At 73.2% G+C, this 14,211-nt stretch carries 16 protein-coding genes; 9 read left to right on the top strand and 7 right to left on the bottom strand.

Going from position 1 to position 14,211, the window contains the following annotated elements:
- The first annotated feature begins 111 nt into the window (after positions 1 to 111).
- Positions 112 to 411 carry an NAD(P) transhydrogenase subunit alpha part 2 gene (locus Z164_RS0113785; RefSeq protein ID WP_024891270.1) on the top strand — a complete coding sequence of 100 codons (300 nt, stop codon included), beginning with the start codon at positions 112 to 114 and terminating at the stop codon, positions 409 to 411.
- Entirely contained in the window at positions 408 to 1,811 is a 1,404-nt protein-coding gene (locus Z164_RS0113780; RefSeq protein ID WP_024891269.1) for an NAD(P)(+) transhydrogenase (Re/Si-specific) subunit beta, read from the top strand. Before Z164_RS0113785 ends, Z164_RS0113780 begins: the two co-directional genes overlap by 4 nt.
- 82 nt (positions 1,812 to 1,893) lie before the next feature.
- On the opposite strand, the gene Z164_RS0113775 is transcribed toward Z164_RS0113780, so the two are convergent.
- Positions 1,894 to 2,334, bottom strand: a complete 441-nt coding sequence (locus tag Z164_RS0113775) for a hypothetical protein (protein WP_024891268.1) — start codon at positions 2,332 to 2,334, stop codon at positions 1,894 to 1,896.
- Between the two features lie 65 nt (positions 2,335 to 2,399).
- Between Z164_RS0113775 and sufT the strand changes: the two genes are divergently transcribed.
- The 4 genes from sufT to Z164_RS0113755 all read left to right on the top strand — a co-directional run bounded on the left by sufT (position 2,400) and on the right by Z164_RS0113755 (position 8,136).
- The gene (gene sufT / locus Z164_RS0113770) at positions 2,400 to 2,951 is read left to right on the top strand and encodes a putative Fe-S cluster assembly protein SufT (protein WP_024891267.1); all 552 of its coding nucleotides are present in this window, start codon (positions 2,400 to 2,402) and stop codon (positions 2,949 to 2,951) included.
- A 422-nt stretch (positions 2,952 to 3,373) separates the two neighbouring features.
- Positions 3,374 to 5,449, top strand: coding sequence for a S8 family serine peptidase (locus tag Z164_RS0113765; RefSeq protein WP_024891266.1), 2,076 nt, complete (start codon positions 3,374 to 3,376; stop codon positions 5,447 to 5,449).
- Positions 5,450 to 5,564: 115 nt separating this feature from the next.
- Positions 5,565 to 7,556, top strand: a complete 1,992-nt coding sequence (locus Z164_RS21430) for a PKD domain-containing protein (protein ID WP_024891265.1) — start codon at positions 5,565 to 5,567, stop codon at positions 7,554 to 7,556.
- 133 nt (positions 7,557 to 7,689) lie between these two features.
- Positions 7,690 to 8,136, top strand: a complete 447-nt coding sequence (locus tag Z164_RS0113755) for a hypothetical protein (RefSeq protein ID WP_024891264.1) — start codon at positions 7,690 to 7,692, stop codon at positions 8,134 to 8,136.
- 224 nt (positions 8,137 to 8,360) lie between these two features.
- Here the strand turns inward: Z164_RS0113755 and Z164_RS0113750 are convergent, their stop codons facing one another.
- The 3 genes from Z164_RS0113750 to wrbA form a co-directional block, all read right to left on the bottom strand.
- On the bottom strand, positions 8,361 to 8,849 hold the full coding sequence (locus tag Z164_RS0113750) for an asparaginase domain-containing protein (protein ID WP_024891263.1): 489 nt from the start codon (positions 8,847 to 8,849) through the stop codon (positions 8,361 to 8,363).
- 131 nt (positions 8,850 to 8,980) lie between these two features.
- Positions 8,981 to 9,322 (bottom strand): DUF2069 domain-containing protein, encoded by a 342-nt coding sequence (locus Z164_RS0113745; protein WP_024891262.1) that lies wholly within the window; start codon positions 9,320 to 9,322, stop codon positions 8,981 to 8,983.
- Positions 9,319 to 9,909 (bottom strand): NAD(P)H:quinone oxidoreductase, encoded by a 591-nt coding sequence (gene wrbA, locus Z164_RS0113740; protein ID WP_024891261.1) that lies wholly within the window; start codon positions 9,907 to 9,909, stop codon positions 9,319 to 9,321. Before wrbA ends, Z164_RS0113745 begins: the two co-directional genes overlap by 4 nt.
- A gap of 116 nt (positions 9,910 to 10,025) precedes the next feature.
- Between wrbA and Z164_RS0113735 the strand changes: the two genes are divergently transcribed.
- The 3 genes from Z164_RS0113735 to Z164_RS0113725 are packed head-to-tail and all read left to right on the top strand — an operon-like array spanning position 10,026 to position 12,156.
- Positions 10,026 to 11,306, top strand: coding sequence for a YihY family inner membrane protein (locus tag Z164_RS0113735; RefSeq protein ID WP_024891260.1), 1,281 nt, complete (start codon positions 10,026 to 10,028; stop codon positions 11,304 to 11,306).
- The gene (locus Z164_RS0113730; RefSeq protein WP_024891259.1) at positions 11,303 to 11,887 is read left to right on the top strand and encodes a TlpA family protein disulfide reductase; all 585 of its coding nucleotides are present in this window, start codon (positions 11,303 to 11,305) and stop codon (positions 11,885 to 11,887) included. The genes Z164_RS0113735 and Z164_RS0113730 overlap by 4 nt, the downstream gene beginning before the upstream one ends.
- Positions 11,884 to 12,156, top strand: coding sequence for an acylphosphatase (locus Z164_RS0113725; protein WP_024891258.1), 273 nt, complete (start codon positions 11,884 to 11,886; stop codon positions 12,154 to 12,156). Before Z164_RS0113730 ends, Z164_RS0113725 begins: the two co-directional genes overlap by 4 nt.
- Positions 12,157 to 12,212: 56 nt before the next feature.
- Here the strand turns inward: Z164_RS0113725 and Z164_RS21425 are convergent, their stop codons facing one another.
- Genes Z164_RS21425 through moaB form a run of 3 tightly spaced genes read right to left on the bottom strand, consistent with a single transcriptional unit; the run spans position 12,213 to position 13,965 of the window.
- Positions 12,213 to 12,653: a hypothetical protein gene (locus Z164_RS21425; RefSeq protein ID WP_052338451.1), complete on the bottom strand. Its 441-nt coding sequence runs from the start codon at positions 12,651 to 12,653 to the stop codon at positions 12,213 to 12,215.
- A gap of 2 nt (positions 12,654 to 12,655) precedes the next feature.
- A complete protein-coding gene (ppk2, locus tag Z164_RS0113715) occupies positions 12,656 to 13,438 on the bottom strand; it encodes a polyphosphate kinase 2 (RefSeq protein WP_024891256.1) in 783 nt (260 codons plus the stop codon).
- Between the two features lie 8 nt (positions 13,439 to 13,446).
- Complete coding sequence (moaB, locus tag Z164_RS0113710) at positions 13,447 to 13,965, bottom strand: molybdenum cofactor biosynthesis protein B (protein ID WP_024891255.1); 519 nt, start codon at positions 13,963 to 13,965, stop codon at positions 13,447 to 13,449.
- Between the last annotated feature and the right edge of the window lie 246 nt (positions 13,966 to 14,211).

Genomic DNA, 14,211 nt, shown 5'->3' with positions numbered 1-14,211 from the left:
GGGGTCGGAACCGTCAACGCGCGGGCGGGCGGGCGGTTGACACGGGGCCGGCGCACGCGCGGCGGCGCCGGGTATGATGCGGCGCAGGCGATGTCCGAGGGGGAGGGTGGCATGAGCGAGGGGTTCGCGGCGCTGTACATCTTCATGCTGGCGGCGATCGCCGGCCACGTGATCATTTCCCGGGTCCCGGTGATCCTGCACACGCCGCTGATGTCGGGCAGCAACTTCATCCACGGCATCGTACTCATCGGCGCGATGGTCGTGCTCGGCCACGCGCAGACGCCGCTGGAGAAGGCGATCGGCTTCCTGGCGGTGCTGATGGGCGCCGGCAACGCCGCCGGCGGCTACGTGGTCACCGAGCGCATGCTCGAGATGTTCCGCGCCAGCCGCAGGCCCGGGGGCGGCGCATGATCGCCGACGCGGGCGGCCTGCTCGCGCTCGTGGCCAAGTCCAGCTACCTCGTTGCCGCCACCCTGTTCCTGCTCGGCCTGCAGCGCATGGCCTCGCCGCTGACCGCCCGCAGCGGCATCCGCTGGGCCGGCGCCGGCATGCTGATCGCCACCGGAGCGACCTTCCTGCTGCCCGGGCTGGGCAACATCGGCCTGATCCTGCTGGCGATCGCGCTGGGCACCGCGCTGGCCTGGGTGTCGGGCAAGAAGGTCGCGATCACCGACATGCCGCAGATGGTCGCGCTGTACAACGGCCTGGGCGGCGGCTCGGCGGCGGCGATCGGCGCGGTGGAGCTGCTGCGCTGGTCGCATGCCGGCGCGGCGCCGTCGGCGGTGGCGCTGGTGCTGGCGGTGCTGGGCGCGCTGATCGGCTCGGTGGCGCTGTCGGGCTCGGTGGTGGCCTGGGCCAAGCTCGACGGGCGCATGGACAAGCGCTATGCGTTCGCCGGCCAGCAGGCCTTCAACGCCCTGGTGTTCCTGGCCGCGGTGGCGCTGGGCGCGGTCGTCGTGCATTCGTTGGGCGTGCCGCCGGTGGTGGCCTTCTTCGCCTGCGCGCTGGCACTGGGCGTGCTGATGACGCTGCCCATCGGCGGCGCCGACATGCCGGTGGTGATCTCGCTCTACAACGCGCTGACCGGGCTGGCGGTGGCCTTCGAGGGCTACGTGCTGGGCAACGAGGCGCTGATCATCGCCGGCACCATGGTCGGCGCGGCCGGCATGCTGCTGACCCGGCTGATGGCCAAGGCGATGAACCGCTCGATCAGGAGCGTGCTGTTCGCAAGCTTCGGCGGCGGCGGGCAGGCGCAGGCGATCGAGGGCGCGCAGAAGCCGATCGAGGCCGGCGACGTCGCGGCGATGATGGCCTACGCCGAGCGCGTGGTGATCGTGCCCGGCTACGGCATGGCGGTGGCGCAGGCGCAGCACAAGATCTGGGAGCTGGCGCAGCGGCTGATCGAGCGCGGGGTCAAGGTGAAGTTCGCGATCCACCCGGTCGCCGGTCGCATGCCGGGCCACATGAACGTGCTGCTGGCCGAGGCCGGGGTGCCCTACGACCTGATCGCCGACATGGACGACATCAACCCCGAGTTCGCCAGCACCGACGTCAGCCTGGTGATCGGCGCCAACGACGTGGTCAACCCGGTGGCCAAGACCGACCCGGCCAGCCCGATCTACGGCATGCCGATCCTCGACGTGGTCGATTCCAAGAACGTCGTAGTCATCAAGCGCGGCAAGGGCACCGGCTTCGCCGGCATCGAGAACGCGCTGTTCTATGCCGACAACGCCCGCATGCTCTACGGCGACGGCGCCGAGGTGGCCGGCGCGCTGGTGGGCGAGCTGAAGGCGCTCGACGGCGGCCACTGAGGCCGTCGTTCCGGCTCTCAGGCGCCGGGGCGGTGGAAACGTTCGCGCCATGCAGCCCGGACGGCTTCTGCCGCCCAGGCTCTTAACGCGAGACCACCGCCGCCACGACCAGCGCCGCGCCGAACCAGGCCAGGTCGACCGCGTCGAGCGAGACGCCGGCGATCGCCCAGGCCAGCGACGCGCCCAGCCTCAGCGCCGACTCCCAGGGCTGCAGCCCGAACATCGCGCCGACCTGGGCGGCGATCACGCCCCACTGCGCGGCGGCGATCATGACCGCGGTCGCCAGCACGCCGGCCAGCGCGCGCGCCCAGCCCGGGCGGGCGCGGCCCATGCGCAGCAGCAGCGCGGCGTCGAGCGCGGCGACCGCCGCCAGCCAGCTGCAGGGCCGGCCCAGCGTGGCCGCCGCCAGCACCCAGATCGCCGCGAAGCCGGCGCAGCCGATCAGCAGCACGAGCAGGACCGGCGGGGACAGGACGGAACGGTGGGCGGGCATCGCGTGCGGGCTGGCAGGGCGCGCCAGCATACCGGGATCGCCGGCGCGCTAAAATGCGCGCTTGCGCACGCCCGCGCCGCCCCCACCTCGTCCCCATGTATTCCCGAAGCAGCGAGCCCGTCCGATTCGAGCGCGATTGCGCCGCCGTCCTGGTGCCGCAGGGCGACGAGGTCACCCTGCCGGCCGGCAGCGCCGGCTACATCACCCAGGCCCTGGGCGGCAGCTACACGGTGTTCGTGGAAGGCAACCTGTTCCGCATCGCCGGCCGCGACGCCGACGCCATCGGCAAGGAACCGCCCGAGCCGCTGGAACTGCCCGACGACGCCGACGACGCCGCCGTCGAGCAGCTGGTCTGGAAGCAGCTGCGGACCTGCTTCGATCCCGAGATCCCGATCAACGTGGTCGACCTGGGACTGATCTACGAGGCCGCGGTGCATGCCGACGACGCCGGCCAGCGCAAGGTCGAGGTGAAGATGACCCTCACCGCGCCCGGCTGCGGCATGGGCGAGATCCTGGTCGACGACGTGCGCAGCAAGCTGGAACTGATCCCGACCGTGCGCGAAGCCGACGTCGAGCTGGTGTTCGACCCGCCGTGGAACCAGACCATGATGTCCGAGGCCGCGCGCCTGGAAACCGGGATGCTCTGATCGCCGGCTCGGCCGGATCCGAGATCGGATCGAGCGCTAGGCAGGGATGGCGGGGCGATGGCGGGGCCGCGGCGTCGCGAGCGTTGAGGCGTGGGCACGGATCCGGTCGCGGCGCTCCCGGCGCGCGCGGCGGACGAGAGGTGCTGGCGCCGGCGGCGGTCCGCGCTGCCGATCCTCGGGACCCGCGCCCGGGCATGTCCGCACTCTCCATTCATTGTTCGTTTATGTGACGCCCGTCGCGTGGCATGCGGGGTGCGCTTCCGCGCAGCCATTGCATTCACGCGAAGCGGTCGCGTAGCGTCAGTTTGTGGACGCGAGCGTCAGTCCACGTTCAGGCCGGGACGCCGCAGGGTTTCGATCGGTGGTTCCGGGATCCCGGCGAACGCCGCCCAGCGGCCGCCTTCCACACTCGGGGAAAACCGATGTCCCACAGCAAGCACCGCGGCCTGCGCCGCCGCGTTCTGGCGACCGCGACCGCCCTGGCCCTGTTCTCGATCGCCGCCGCACCGGTGGCGGCCGGCGAGGTCGACGTCAGCGGCCTGTCCGCCGATGCCGCATTCGACCAGTTCATCGTCACCTACCGCGATGGCGCCGCCGCGCAGACCGACCCGGCCGCGCTCGCGCGCAGCCTGAACTCCGCGGCCTCCGCCGTCTCCGGCACGGCGGCCTCGCGCGCGGCGCGGCCGCTGCGCGCCGCCCACCAGCGGCGCCTGGGCATCGGCGCCGACGTGGTGCGCCTGGACCGCAAGCTCGACCGGGTGGAGGCGGAGACCTTCATGCGCCAGCTGGCCGCCGATCCCAGCGTGCAGCACGTCGAGGTCGACCGCCCGATGCGGGCGACGCTGACGCCCAACGATCCGCGCTACGCCGAGCAGTGGGGCTTCTTCAGCGCCGCCGGCGGCATCCGCGCGCCGCAGGCCTGGGACCGCGCCACCGGCGCCGGGATCGTGGTGGCGATCATCGACAGCGGCATCATTGCCCACCCGGACCTGGACGCGAACTCGGTCGGCGGCTACGACTTCGTCAGTTCCACCAGCTCCGGCAACGCCGGGTCGTGCGACGGCAACGGGCGCGATGCGGACCCGACCGACGCCTGCGGCGTGCTGCACGGCACCCACGTCGCCGGCACGGTGGCGGCGCTGACCGACAACGGCGTGGGCGTGGCGGGCACCGCCTTCGACGCCAAGCTGCTGCACCTGCGGGTGCTGGGCCGCAACGGCTACGGCTCGTCGTCGGACATCATCGACGCGATCACCTGGGCCTCGGGCGGCAGCGTGCCGGGGGTGCCGGCCAACGCGAACCCGGCGGAGGTCATCAACCTGAGCCTGGGCGGCAGCGGCGCCTGCGGCAGCGCCTACCAGACCGCGATCAACGGCGCGGTGTCGCGCGGCACCACGGTGGTGGTGGCCTCGGGCAACAGCAACGCGGACGTGGCCAACTTCTCGCCGGGCAACTGCGCCAACGTGATCTCGGTGGCGGCCAACGACCAGAACGGGGCCCGCTCGATCTGGACCGGCGGGCAGGCCTCGAACTACGGCAGCCTGATCGACATCGCCGCGCCCGGGACCAGCATCCTGTCCACCTACCGCAGCGGCTCGACGCCGAGCTACGCCAACAGCAGCGGTACCTCGATGGCGGCGCCGCACGTGGCCGGCGTGGTGGCGCTGATGCAGTCGGCCGCCGACACCCCGCGCACGCCGGCGCAGATCGAGACGATCATCAAGGAGACCGCCCGCGCCTTCCCCGCCACCCCGGACCGCGCCATCGGCGCGGGCATCGTCGATGCCGACGCCGCGGTGGCCGCGATCCAGGGCGAGGAGCCCGGCCCGGGCCCCGGTCCCGGCCCGGGCCCGGGCCCGGGCGAGCTGCAGAACGGCGTGCCGGTGACCGGCGTGTCCGGCGCGGCCGGCAGCGCGCAGTACTGGACCATTACCGTCCCCGCTGGCGCGACCAACCTGCGGGTCGCGATCTCCGGCGGCAGCGGCGACGCCGATCTTTACGTCCGCTTCGGCGCGCAGCCGACCACCAGCGCCTACGACTGCCGCCCCTACCAGAGCGGCAACGCCGAGGCGTGCACCTTCGCCGCGCCGCAGGCGGGCACCTACCACGTGCTGGTGCGCGGCTACGCGGCGTTCTCGGGCGTCACCCTGACCGCCAGCTACGCCAGCGGTACCGGCGGCGGAAACCAACTGCAGAACGGCGTGCCGGTGAGCGGCCTGTCCGGCGCCAGCGGCAGCGTGCGCAACTGGACGCTGGAAGTGCCCGCGGGCGCGACCAACCTCAGCTTCGCGCTGTCGGGCGGCAGCGGCGACGCCGACCTGTACGTCCGCCGCGGCGCGGCGCCCACCACCAGCACCTACGACTGCCGTCCCTACCGCTCCGGCAACAACGAGACCTGCACCTTCGCCTCGCCGCAGGCCGGCACCTGGCACGTCGGCGTGCGCGGTTACTCCGCGTACTCCGGGGCGACGCTGGTGGGCAGCTACGACGGCGGCTGAGCGCCTCGTCCGACGCCGGGCGGCCCCAGTGGCCGCCCGGTCCCCGTTCCGGCGCGCCCGCCCTGGGGAGCGTCCGGTCTCCAGGACCAGGGCCACGAAAAAGGATGGACAGACGATGAAAGCTTGGTTCGCGATCCTCGTCGCCGGCGCGCTCTCCGCCGGCGCCGCCTCGGCTTCCGCGCGCGACGTGCGCCCGGCGGCCTTCGACCACGCGCTTCCGGCCGAGCACACGGTCGAGGTGCGCAACATGCCGGCGGTGGACAACGCCGCGCTGCTGGCCGAGGACCGCCGCGAGGCGGCCGCGCGCCGCGACGCGCCGGTGCGCTTCGCCACTCCGCACAAGGTGGCGATCACCCCGCTGGACGCCGGCGACTGGGACGCGCTGGACGCCGACACCCTGGTCTGGCGCCTGCGGATCGAATCGCGCGGCGCGCTGTCGCTGAACTTCGGCTTCGACGAGTACCGCATGCCCGAGGGCGGCCGCCTGCTCGTCTATCCGGCCGGCCTGCCGCGCGACGCCGATCCCGGCGCGATCCGCGCCTTCACCGCCGCCGACAACAAGCCGCACGGCCAGTTGTGGACGCCCGTGGTCCCGGGCGATCACGCGGTGCTCGAGGTGGTGGTGCCGAAGGCGCGCGCCGACGAACTGCGGCTGCACCTGTCCAGCGTGAACCACGACTACGTGGGCTTCGGCAAGCTCGCCCGCGAAGGCGCGCTGGCGCAGACCAAGGGCGTTTCCGGCGCCTGCAACGTGGACGTGATCTGCCCCGCCGGCGACGCCTTCCGCGACCAGATCCCCGCGGTCGGCGCCTACTCGCGCTTCGGCACCATGTACTGCACCGGCTCGCTGGTGAACAACACCGCCAACGACCAGAAGATGTACTTCCTGACCGCGCATCACTGCGGCATGGGCACCGCCGATGCCGCCGCCTCGATCGTCGTCTACTGGAACTACGAGAACTCCTACTGCCGCACGCCCGGCAGCGCCGAAAGCGGCGCCGACGGCGACGGCAGCCTGGACCAGAACCAGACCGGCGCCACCGTCAAGGCGACCTGGGCGACCTCCGATTTCACCCTGCTGGAACTCGACGCCCCGGCCGATCCCGCCTTCGGGCTGTACTGGGCCGGCTGGGACCGCCGCGACGTCGCCTTCGACGGCGCCACCGGCATCCACCACCCGCGCGTGGCCGAGAAGCGCATCACCCACTCCAACAACCCGCTGCAGATCGAGGGCTACCTCGGCGCGTCCGGCAGCAGCCACCTGAAGGTGCAGTGGAACCCGGAAGGCACCACCGAGGGCGGCTCCTCCGGCTCGCCGATGTACAGCCCGGACAAGCGCGTGATCGGCCAGCTGCACGGCGGCTACGCCTCCTGCAGCACCACCGGCGCGGACCACGTCGACTGGTACGGCCGCATCTACACCTCCTGGTCCGGCGGCGGCACCGACGCCACCCGCCTGAGCACCTGGCTCGACCCGGCGGGCACCGGCGCCGAGTTCATCGACGGCATCGGTGCGGACGGCGGCGGCGAGCCGGGCGACCCGGTGGCCGGCTTCACCTTCGAGGTCGACCACGACACGCTGACCGTGAGCTTCACCGACACCTCGACCGACGACGGCAGCATCGTGTCCTGGAACTGGGATTTCGGCGACGGCACCACCTCGACCGAGGCCAGCCCGGTGAAGACCTACGACGCCGCGGGCGCGTACGCGGTCGCGCTGACCGTCGCCGACGACGAGGGCAACACCGGCACCCGCAGCCAGACCGTGGAGGTCGGCGACACCGGCCCCGACGCCATCGAACTGCTCAACCGCACGCCCGTGCGCGGGCTGTCGGCGGCGGTGGGCGACAGCCTGCTGTACCGGATCGACGTGCCGGAGGGCGCCAGCGGCCCGCTGACCATCCTGACCGCCGGCGGCAGCGGCAACGTGAGCGTGTACGTCGGCCACGAGGCCGAGCCGACCGCCGAGGCCTACGACCTGCGCTCGGCGCGCCCCGGCAACAACGAGAGCCTGCGCATCGCCCAGCCGCAGGCCGGCCGCTACTACATCAAGCTGGTGGCGGAGACGACCTTCGCCAACCTGACCCTGCAGGCCCGCCACAACTGAGCCGTCGCCGGCCCGCCGGCGACGCGCGCATCGCCCCGGTCCGCCGGGGCGATGCCGCGCCTGCGGCGCGGCGGTTGCCGGCGCGTTCACCCGGACTACGCTAAGACGGTCGCCGGACCTGGGGAGCGCGCGCATGCGGATTCTGATTCTGGCGGCACTGGCCGCGATCGTCGGCGCGACGGCCGCATCCGCGGCGGACGCCCCGGCGGAGGAACGCAAGACGATGGCACCCGAGGACATCGCGCTGCCGGGCCAGGGCCCGTGGCAGCGCTTCATCGTGAAGTACCGCGACGACAGCGCCCCCGGGCGCGACCCGGCCGCGGTGCCGGAGCGGTTGCGGCGTACCGCCGAGGCCACCGGCCTGGCGTCGCGCGCCGGCGCCCCGGCCCTGCGCTGGGAGCGGCGGCTGGGCGTACGCGCAGACCTGATCGTCGCCGAGCCCGCGCTCGACCGCGCACAGGCGCAGCGCCTGCTGCGCGAACTGGCCGCGGAACCTGATGTGCAGTACGCCGAGCCCGACGCGCCGATGCAGGCCGGACCGGGCCCGGCCATCCGCGGCCCTTCGCTCCGGGGCGACTAGCCGGACAGCCCGCGAGCGGGACCACGCCGTTCCTACCGCGAGCGGGCGCTCGCCGTCCCTTCTCCCGCAAGCGGGCGCTTGTTGTTCCTTCTCCCGCAAGCGGGAGAAGGTGGCGCGCAGCGCCGGATGAGGGCGTTTCACGCGGTGGCCGCTTGCCTCCCGCTTCGGCACCTCCCGCAGGCGGATTCCGTCCCGATCCTCGGGTCCCGATACGGCCGGTGCGCCTACGCGACCGGCTCGAAGCGGTTGGCCTCGACGTTCTTGCGCACCCGCGCCGGGTCCCAGATGCGGCCGTTCATGGCGATGTATACGCCCGCCGGCAGCGACTGCACCGCGCCCACCGCGGTGCCGATGTTGAACTCCGCGTCCGATCCGCGGAACCGCGCGGGGTTCAGCGCGCCGGTGAGCACGATGGTCTTGTCCGGGATCGAGGCCAGCGCGCGCGCGGTCTCGACCATGGAGTCGGTGCCGTGGGTGATGAGCACGTGCCGCGCCGGCTGCGCGAGGATGGTCGAGCGCACCAGGGCGCGGTCGGCGTCGGTGAGGTGCAGCGAATCCTTGCGCAGGATCGGGATCACCCGGAAACGGAACGCGACCCCCAGTTCCTCCAGGATGCGCCCGATCTGCGGCTCGCCGACCTGGTAGTCCGACTTGTCGTCGAAGTAGACCTTGTCGATGGTGCCGCCGGTGGTGACGATCAGGAGTTCTTCCATCGGGCGCTCGTTCGGAGAGGAAAGGGAGAGGCGCCGGCGCCTCGTGCGCGACGGGGCGGCGGCCGGGCCTTGGAGGCCGCAGATTCTCGGCCAGGCCCGGCCCGGCGGCAACCTCGCGCTCGCCGCGCGCCTTAGCGCGCCTTGCGCAGGCGCGCGCGCAGCCCGGTCCAGCTCGCGCCGCCGATCGCCGCCAGCGCCAGCACGATCTCCGCCCAACCGTAGCCGCGTTCGGCCGGATCGCTCCAGGCCACCATCACCCCGTGCGAGAACCAGAACAGGCCGAGCACGCCGGCCCAGAAGCGCGCGCGGGCGCTGCCGCGCAGCACGCCGGCGAGCAGCAGCAGCGGCGGCGCCACGAACACCGCCAGCGCGGCGACGAGGTGCCCGTCGGGCACGAACCAGGCCGCGAACAGCGCCGCCAGCCCGGCGAGCGCGGCGGCCAGCAGGCGGTGCGCGGGCGGGCGGGCGCTCATGCCAGGCGGGCCGCCAGCGCGGCGATGCGGCGGCCGAGCGCGCGCGCCAGCGCGGCCTCGTCGTCGCTGGGCTGCGGGTCGTCGTCGCCGCCGGCGACGTGGCTGGCGCCGTAGGGCGTGCCGCCCTCGCGGGTGGCGCTCAGCGCCGGCTCGGTGTACGGGATGCCGGCGATCACGCAGCCGTGGTGCAGCAACGGCAGCATCATCGACAGCAGCGTCGCCTCCTGGCCGCCGTGCTGGGTCGCGGTGGAGGTGAACACCGCCGCCGGCTTGCCGGCCAGGGTGCCGCTGGCCCACTCGGTGCCCAGCCCGTCGAGGAAATGTTTCAGCGGCGCGGCCATGTTGCCGAAGCGGGTCGGGCTGCCCAGCAGCAGGCCGGCGCACTCGGCGAGGTCCGCGCGCTCGACGTAGGGCGCGCCGTCCTCGGGCACCGGCGGTGCGGCGGCCTGGGTCACCGCCGCCACCGGCGGTACCGTGCGCAGCCTTGCCTGCATCCCCTCGACCTCGCCGATGCCGCGCGCGATCTGCCGCGCCAGCCGCGCCACGGAGCCGCCGCGGCTGTAGTAGAGCACCAGGATGTCGCGCATCTCGCCTGTCCGGGCGGCCGCGTGCGGCCGGGGCGTCGAGGATAGAGCATGGCGTGCCGACGACGGCCGCCGCGGTCGCGACCGGCTCCCACGCCGGCATCGGGTACGCTTCGCCGATGGAGCCGCTGGACACCTTCAATCGCTGGAGCGAGCGGATGACCGACCGCGCGCGGGCCGGTTCGTTCGTGCGCTTCCTGTGGCGCCGCTTCCAGGACGACCGGCTGTTCGAGGCCGCCGGCGCGCTGGCGTTCACCACCGTCTTCGCCCTGGTGCCGCTGAGCATGGTGGTGTTCGGCGTGCTGTCGGCGTTCCCGGTGTTCGAATCCTGGAGCGGGCAGCTCACCGACTACGTGTTCTCCAACTTCGTGCCCGACTCGGCGCGTAAGGTCCAGGACTACCTGCTGGCGTTCTCGCAGAACATCGGCCAGCTGACCGCGCTGGGCGTGATCGCGCTGGTGGTCTCGGTGCTGATCACCCTGCAGGGCGTGGAGGCCACGTTCAACCGCATCTGGCGCGTGCCCACGGCACGGCCCAAGGTCGGCCGCTTCCTGGTGTACTGGACCGTGCTGACGCTGGGCGCGCTGGTGGCGGCGGCGAGCCTGGCGCTGTTCACCCGCTTCCTGGCGCTGGACGTCTTCCACAGCACCGCGCCCGGGCAGTGGCTGCAGCGCGCGCTGCTGCAGATCGCGCCGCTGGCCATCGAGCTGGCCGCGATCGCCACCGTCTACCGGGTGATCCCGCACCGCACGGTGCAGTGGCGGCACGCCTTCGGCGGCGCGCTGCTGGCGGCGCTGCTGCTGGAACTGGCCAAGCGCCTGATCGCGGTCTACCTGGGCAGCTTCGACGGCTACCAGCGCATCTACGGCCAGGTCGCCTTCATCCCGATCCTGCTGCTGTGGATCTATTTCTGCTGGCTGGCGATCCTGCTCGGCGCGTCGTTCGCCTCGTCGCTGTCGGCTTTCCGCTACCAGCCGGTGGCGATGCGGCTGCCGGTGGGCTTCGAGCTGTTCGGGCTGCTGCGCCTGCTGGGCCGCTTCGCCGAGGCCCGGCGCGAGGGGCGCGGCCTGCACAGCGACGAACTGATGGCGCTCGAGCCCTGCCTGACCGACGCGCTGGTGCAGCGCTTCTTCTCGCAGCTGGAGCCGGCCGGCGTGCTGGTGCGCGGGGAGAACGGCGCCTGGCTGCTCGGCCGCGACCTCGACGCGGTGACGCTGGGCGAACTCTACGAGACCTGCCGCCTGCGCATCCCGGTGCGCGAGGCGCATCTGCCCTGCCACGACGACGCGCTCGGCCGCGCCGCGCTGGCGGCGATGGACGAACTGCGCATGCCGCTGCGCGAGCTGCTCAAGCGCCGCGTCGGCGATCTCTATCCTTCCGGCAAGGAACCTTCGACATGAACCGACTTCTTCTCCCGCTGCTGATCGCCGTCGCGCTGCTGGGCGCCTGCCGGCGCGAGCCGCCGGCGCCCGCGGCCGATCCCGATGCACCGCCGGCGCAGCCGCAGGTGCCGGCCGAGCCCCCGGGCGACGACGCGGACGCCGCGCGCCCCGAACACCCGCGGCTGCGGGTGACCACCCTCGACGGCGCCGCCTACGACCTGGCCGACCATCGCGGCAAGTGGGTGATCGTCAACTTCTGGGCCACCTGGTGCGCGCCCTGCCGCAAGGAGATGCCGGAGCTGTCGGCGCTGGGCGCGATGCGCGAGCACATCGAGGTGATCGGCCTGGCCTACGAGGAGATCGAGCCCGAGGCCATGCGCGCATTCCTCGAGGAACGCCCGGTGCTGTACCCGATCGCCATCGTCGATCCCTACGCGCCGCCGGAGGACTTCGAGACGCCGCGCGGGCTGCCGCTGACCTACCTGATCGATCCGCAGGGCAGGGTGGCGCAGCGCTACCTCGGTCCGGTCACCGCCGAGCGCATCGAGCGCGACATCGCCGCGGCCGGCGGCCCGCCGGTGCCGGAGGCGGGGGCGTGAGCGCGGCGCGCTTCCTCGTCGCCGGCCGCGTGCAGGGCGTGTTCTTCCGCGCCTGCGCGCGCGAGCAGGCGCAGCGCCTGGGCCTGCGCGGGCACGCGCGCAATCTCGACGACGGCCGGGTCGAGGTCCTCGCCGCCGGGGACGAGGCGGCGATCGAGGCGTTCGCCGCCTGGCTGCGGCACGGCCCGCCGCTGGCCCGGGTGGAGTCGCTGTCGCGCGAGGAGATCGCCGCCGACGCCGTCGCGCATCCCGGCTTCGAGGTGCGCTGAAAGGTCGCGCGCTCCGCGCGACGGACCGCGCAGGGCGAGCGCGGGCCGCCTGGCCGCTATGGCGCGTCGTCGTCCTGCAGCGCCGCGGCGCGCGCGCGCAGCGTCTCGTCCAGCGGCGGCGGCCGCGCCTCGGCGGGCTGGACCTGGTGCTTCCAGCCGGGCAGGCGCTTCACGCCGTCCGCGGCCTTCATCAGCGCATAGCCGACCGCCATGTTGACCAGCCCGCCCTGCATGCCGATCTCTTCCAGGCTGGGCGGCTCGCGCCACGCGCGCCGGAACACGTTGTCCTCGACTTCGATGGGATTGCGGAACGCGAACGGGTCCTCGATCCGCTGGCCGACCACGCGCACCGGCGCGAGCTCGGCGACCGGGGCGGTGGGGGCCGTGTCCGCGTCCGCGTCCGCGGCGTCGGTGGCGGCGGCGTCCTGCCCGTGGGCGGCGAACGCGCTCGCGCACAGCGCGACGAGACAGGGCAGCACAGTGCGGGGTGCGCGCATGCTCAGTCCGCCGGCATGTAGGGCGGGATCGGCGCCAGCACGCCGTAGCGCTCCCGTTCCGGCGGCCCGGGCAGCGGCGGGAGCGCCACCGGCGCCGGCTCGACGCGGGTGTCGGGCAGCCGGTCCAGCAGGTCGCGGATCAGGGTCAGCCGGCCGCGCCGCTGGTCGTTGAAGTCCACCAGCGTCCACGGCGCATGCGCGGTGTGGGTCGCCTGCAGCATCTCCTCGCGGGCGCGGGTGTAGTCGGCGTAGCGCGTGCGCGCCTCCAGGTCGATGGGCGAGAGCTTCCAGCGCTTGGTCGGGTTTTCCAGGCGCTCGGCGAAGCGCTGCTCCTGTTCGGCCTGGTCGCAGCACAGCCAGTACTTGAACAGCAGGATGCCGTCGTCGGCCAGCAGTTGCTCGAACGCGGGCGCCTGGCGCAGGAAGGCCCGCACCTGCGCCTCGTCGGCGAAGCCCATCACCCGCTCCACGCCGGCGCGGTTGTACCAGCTGCGATCGAACAGCGCGATCTCGCCGGCCGCCGGCAGGTGCGGCACGTAGCGCTGGAAGTACCACTGGCCGGCTTCCTGGTCGCTGGGCTTGGGCAGCGCCACGATCCGGCACTGGCGCGGGTTGAGCGGCTGGGCGATGGCCGCGATCGCGCCGCCCTTGCCGGCGGTGTCGCGGCCCTCGAAGACCACCAGCAGGCGCCGGCCGCTGGCCTTGAGCCAGCGCGCCGCGTCGGCCAGCTCGATCTGCATCGGCGCCAGCAGCGCCTCGTAGGCCTTGCGCTTGAGCGGGCTCATGCGCGCGGCTACTCGCGCAGCCGCGGGCGCAGGGTGGCGAGGTTGCAGGGCCGCGTGCGGGCGTCGAGCTGATCGCGCACGATGCGTTCCCAGGCGGTGCGGCAGGCCGAGGTGGACCCGGGCAGGCAGAACACGAACGTGGCGTTGGCCAGGCCGGCGAAGGCGCGCGACTGCAGCGACGAGGTGCCGATCTCCTCGAAGCTGATCGCGCGGAACAGCTCGCCGAAGCCCGGCATCTCCTTGTCCAGCAGCGGGCGCAGCGCCTCGGGGGTGGAATCGCGCCCGGTGAAGCCGGTGCCGCCGGTGACCAGCACGCCGTCGACCGCCTCGTCGGCGATCCAGCGCGAGACCACCGCGCGCAGCCGGTAGCGGTCGTCGGGCAGCAGCGCGCGCTCGGCCAGGCGGTGGCCGGCGGCCTGCAGCGACTCGACGAGGTAGTCGCCCGAGCTGTCCTCGGCCAGGCTGCGGCTGTCGGAGACGGTCAGCACGCAGATCGACAATGGAATGAAATCGCGTTCGGCGCTCATGCCGGCAGGGTAGCGGGCAGGCGGCCCGGAAGAAAGACGGCGCGCGCCTGCAGCGAGCGAAAATCCGACTGCAACGTCGAAACCGTCCCGTCTGCCGCGGGTGGGCGCATGTCGTGCCTTCTCCCGCACGCGGGTCCGTATCGCGCCTTCTCGCGCAAGCGGGGCCATGCTGTTCCTTCTCCCGCAAGCGGGTGCACGTCGTCCCTTCTCCCGCAAGCGGGGCCACGTTGTTCCTTCTCCCGCAAG

Origin of the sequence: Luteimonas huabeiensis HB2 (assembly GCF_000559025.1) — a bacterium.
Lineage (GTDB): Bacteria > Pseudomonadota > Gammaproteobacteria > Xanthomonadales > Xanthomonadaceae > Luteimonas > Luteimonas huabeiensis.
The sequence above is the reverse complement of the archived record's forward strand: the minus strand, read 5'-3'. Positions and strand labels throughout refer to the sequence as shown.